Annotated in this window: 3 protein-coding genes and 1 pseudogene; 1 reads left to right on the top strand and 3 read right to left on the bottom strand. The window is 74.0% G+C overall.

Annotated elements, in window-relative coordinates; translation table 11 throughout:
* Together ESO86_RS13150 and ESO86_RS13145 are read right to left on the bottom strand one after the other, a co-directional pair.
* On the bottom strand, positions 1-1,059 hold a 1,059-nt coding region (locus ESO86_RS13150; RefSeq protein WP_129235430.1), incomplete at its 3' end, for an MFS transporter.
* Between the two features lie 58 nt (positions 1,060-1,117).
* Positions 1,118-2,320, bottom strand: coding sequence for a DUF2207 domain-containing protein (locus ESO86_RS13145; RefSeq protein WP_129235429.1), 1,203 nt, complete (start codon positions 2,318-2,320; stop codon positions 1,118-1,120).
* A 212-nt stretch (positions 2,321-2,532) separates the two neighbouring features.
* Here ESO86_RS13145 and ESO86_RS13140 point away from each other — a divergent pair, with 212 nt between their 5' ends.
* Positions 2,533-3,471, top strand: a complete 939-nt coding sequence (locus ESO86_RS13140) for a DUF1254 domain-containing protein (protein WP_129235428.1) — start codon at positions 2,533-2,535, stop codon at positions 3,469-3,471.
* 6 nt (positions 3,472-3,477) lie between these two features.
* On the opposite strand, the pseudogene ESO86_RS13135 reads toward ESO86_RS13140, so the two are convergent.
* A pseudogene (locus ESO86_RS13135) lies at positions 3,478-3,792 on the bottom strand (FAD-dependent oxidoreductase); the annotation flags it as partial.

The raw sequence follows: 3,792 nt of genomic DNA, 5'->3' as shown, positions 1-3,792 counted from the left end.
GGCGGCGGCGGTCACGGCGCCGAGCAGCACCGGCGCGCGGGTGCCGATGCGGCGGCGCAGCACGCCGGAGAGCGGCCCGACAGCGAGCATCGCGAGGGATGCCGGCAGCAGGAGCAGCGCGGCATCCGTCACCGTTCGTCCGAGCCCGCGTCCGGTCTCGGCGGGGGCCTCAGCGAAGGCGGGCAGCAGCACGAAGCTGCCGAGCAGCGTGGCGCCGAGCAGCATGGCGGTCAGGTGCGTCGACCAGACACCGCGTCGCCGGAGCGTCCGGGGATCGACCAGCGGATCCGGGCTGCGGTGCTCGCGGACGAGCCACGCCGCGATCAGGCCGGCGCCGAGCGCGAGGCATCCGGCCATCGCGACCGCGGGCAGCGGCCACTGCGGCGCCTCGGTGAGCGCGACCAGGAGGGCGGCGAGCCCGAGCGACAGCCGCACCGCCGAGCGCACGTCGAGGTGCACGTCGGGGCGGGTCGGGATGTGCGGGAGCGACGCCGCGATGAGCAGTTCCGCGGCGGCGAGGAACGCGAGCGGCACCCATGACAGCGCCCGCACGCCGACGTGGTCGACGAGCAGCCCGGCGATCACGACGCCGAAGCCCGTGCCGGTCGCGAAGGTCGCGGTGACCAAGCCGACCGCGGCGGCGCGACGACGCGTCGGCACGACATGCGGCACGCAGGCGATCGCGAGCGGGAACGCCCCGCCCGCGAGCCCCTGCACGGCGCGCCCGGCGATGAGCCAGCCGAGGTCGGGAGCGAGCGCCGCCATGACGAGGCCGATCGCGACGACGGGCAGGAGCATCAGCAGCATCCGCCTCGCACCGAACGCGTCGCCGAGTCGGCCGAGGACCGGCGTCGAGGCGACCGCGACGATCAGCGTCGCGGTGAGCGCCCAGCTCGACTCGGCGACCGTGGCGGAATACGACTCGGCCGTGAGCGCGAGCGTCGGGGCGCTCATCGCCTGCGGCAGCACGGCTCCGAACGTGGCGAGCACGAGCCCGGCGATCGCCGCCACGCCCCGCACGCCGACCCGCTCCGGCGCAGGCGGCATGGGCGGGTTCACGCGATCCACGGTACTTCGGTACCGACGCGCCGAACGGGACGACCGACCGCACCCGTCCCTACGGGCCGCCACCGCCGCCGTCGAAGCCACCGCCGTCGAAGCCACCGCCGTCGAACCCGCCGAGGCCTCCGCCGTCGAACCCGTCGCCGGCGGCGCCGCCGTAGATCGCGCCCCTCCCCCACCCCCTGGTCTCGCTGAAGTACCCGCCGTCGGTGTTCAGGCCCCGCTGCTCCAGGAGCCGATTCCCGAGTCGCCCGTCGTCGCGGTCGCCGACGGCGATCGGCTGGACGAGCGCGTCCGAGGCGACCCGGATGCACGACGACAGCCGCTCCGGCGTCGCCGGCTCCGCCGACGAGTACCAGCGGAGCCCGGGATCGCGCAGCACGAGGGTCGCGGCCGCCCGCGCGATGACCTCGTCCTGGCCGAAGAGCACGGCCCACGGGAGCGTCGACCGCGCCACGGAGACGTCACGGAGGTCGGCGCCGGCGATCCGTTCGCGCAGGCCGTTCGCCCGCTCCCGCAGTGCGAGTCCGGTCGCGTTGAGGGGGATCCAGCGCGGAAGCACGGCACGTGCGACGAGCGAGAGCGCACCGATCGCGAGCGCGATCCAGGCGATCGAGTCATCCGTCCCACTCCCGACGAACTGGGCGACGAAGCCGAGCACGACGCCGGCGACCCCGGCGACGGATGCCGTGCGGAATCGTCCGACGGGCCGCGGCTCGCGGTAGCGCGCTGCCGTATCGAGGAACCGTCGGCGGGTGGCCCAGGCCAACTCGCCGTTCTGCGCCACGACGCGGTCGACGGCGACGGTGGCGCCGTGCGCGATCACCGAGGCGATTCCCGTGGCCCCCGGCCCGAAGACGGCGAGGACGAGGTCGGGCGACACGTCGCGCGGAGTCCCCGCCCCCGACGAGGGCAGGTCGGACGCGTAGACGAGGCGGATGCCGCGAGCCGAATCGAGCCCGTCCTCGCTCGCGCCGCCCGGGCGACGGTCCTCGATCGTGAGCACGCCGTCGAGCGCGAGCTCGACCACGGCCGCGGGCAGCCAACGGTTGGACGCGGAACCGGAGACGTACGCGACCGGAAGCAGTCCGACCGTCTCCGGGTCGACGAGCGACGGATCCGCCGCGTCGCGCGGCTTCTGCAGCCAGGCGACGACGAGCGAACCGACGGCCGTGGCAGCCACGAGCGACGCGAAGAGCGCGATGAGCGGCAGCACCGCGAGGCCCAGCCCGCTCCCGCCCGACGCAGCGAGGTCCATCCGTCGCTCCCGCCTCGGCGCGACCGTGCGTGCCGCTGACTCGCACGGTACTCCGATCGCAGGCCGGGGACCACGTGCGACGCGGCCCTCGACGGTCGCGCACGCCTGCGCGGCCGCGCACGCCTGGGCGGCCGCGCGGGACAGAGGTCACCCGCGACATCCGTCGCACACTAGGCTGTGCCCGACCGTCCACCGATCCGGGGGGAACCGAGATGGCCGAGCTCGTCAACGTCGACAACTTCGCACGCGCCGAGACGAACCGCATGTTCGCGGCGTTCGCCGCGCAATCGGGCGGCACCGGGCGCTGGGTGCACAGTCGAACGCCGACGCCGCTCGACAACCAGCCGGTCGTCCGGCAGAACCGCGACACGCTGTACAGCATGGCGGTGATCGACGTGACCGACGGCGCGACGGTCACGATCCCCGACCCCGGCGACCGATACCTGTCGCTCATGATCGTGGACCAGGACCACTACATCCCCACCATCCTCCACGAGCCCGGCGAGCACCGGCTGACCGCCGACGACTTCGACACGCAGTGGGTCGTGCTCGTGCCCCGGATCTTCGTGAACCCGGACGACCCGGACGACGTCGCCGCCGTCAACGCGCTCCAGGACGGGCTCGTCCTCGACGCGACGACCGGCGGGCCGTTCCCGATGCCCGAGTACGACGAGGCGTCGCTCGCAGAGACGCGGAACGCACTGCTCGCCCTCGGCCGAGGCGTGCGGGGCTTCACCACGGCGTTCGGCCGTCGCGACGAGGTGGATCCCGTGCACCACCTGATCGGCACGGCGGTCGGGTGGGGCGGATTGCCGAAGTCGGAGGCGTTCTACCTCAACGTCGAACCGAAGCTGCCGCTCGGCGCCTATCGGCTCGAGCTCGGCGACGTGCCGGTCGACGCGTTCTGGTCGGTCACGGTGTACAACCCGAAGGGGTTCATGGAGGTCACGGACGGCCTGGTGAGCGTGAACAGCACGACCGCGACCCGCAACGACGACGGCACGACGACCGTGAACTTCGGGGGGCCCGACGACGGCCGACCGAACCGCCTCGGCCTGATGGAGGGCTGGAACTACGGCGTGAGGATGTACCGGCCCCGGGCCGAGGTCCTCGACGGGTCGTGGATCTTCCCGGAGGTGCAGCCGGCCTGAGACGGGTCAGCGGCCCGCGACGAGGTCGGCGACCCTCGCGATCGGCGAGGTGGTCGCTCGACCGCGCAGCTCGGCGCGGTCGGCGGCGTGGTACGCGGTGTAGATGGCCTGCACGGCGAGCCAGCGCAGCGGTTCGACCTCCCACCGCTTCGCACGGTGGTTCACCCACGGCAGGCGGGTGAGCTCGGTGTCGCGGCCGAGCACGAGGTCGCGGAGCGTGCGGCCGGCGAGGTTCGTCGCGGTCACGCCCGTGCCGACGTAGCCGCCGGCCCAGCCGAGCCCGGTCGCCGGGTCGAGACCGACCGTCGCGGCCCAGTCGCG

Source organism: Agromyces binzhouensis (assembly GCF_004135055.1).
Taxonomy (GTDB): domain Bacteria; phylum Actinomycetota; class Actinomycetes; order Actinomycetales; family Microbacteriaceae; genus Agromyces; species Agromyces binzhouensis.
Note: the sequence above shows the minus strand (reverse complement) of the source record. Positions and strands in the feature narration are given on the sequence as shown.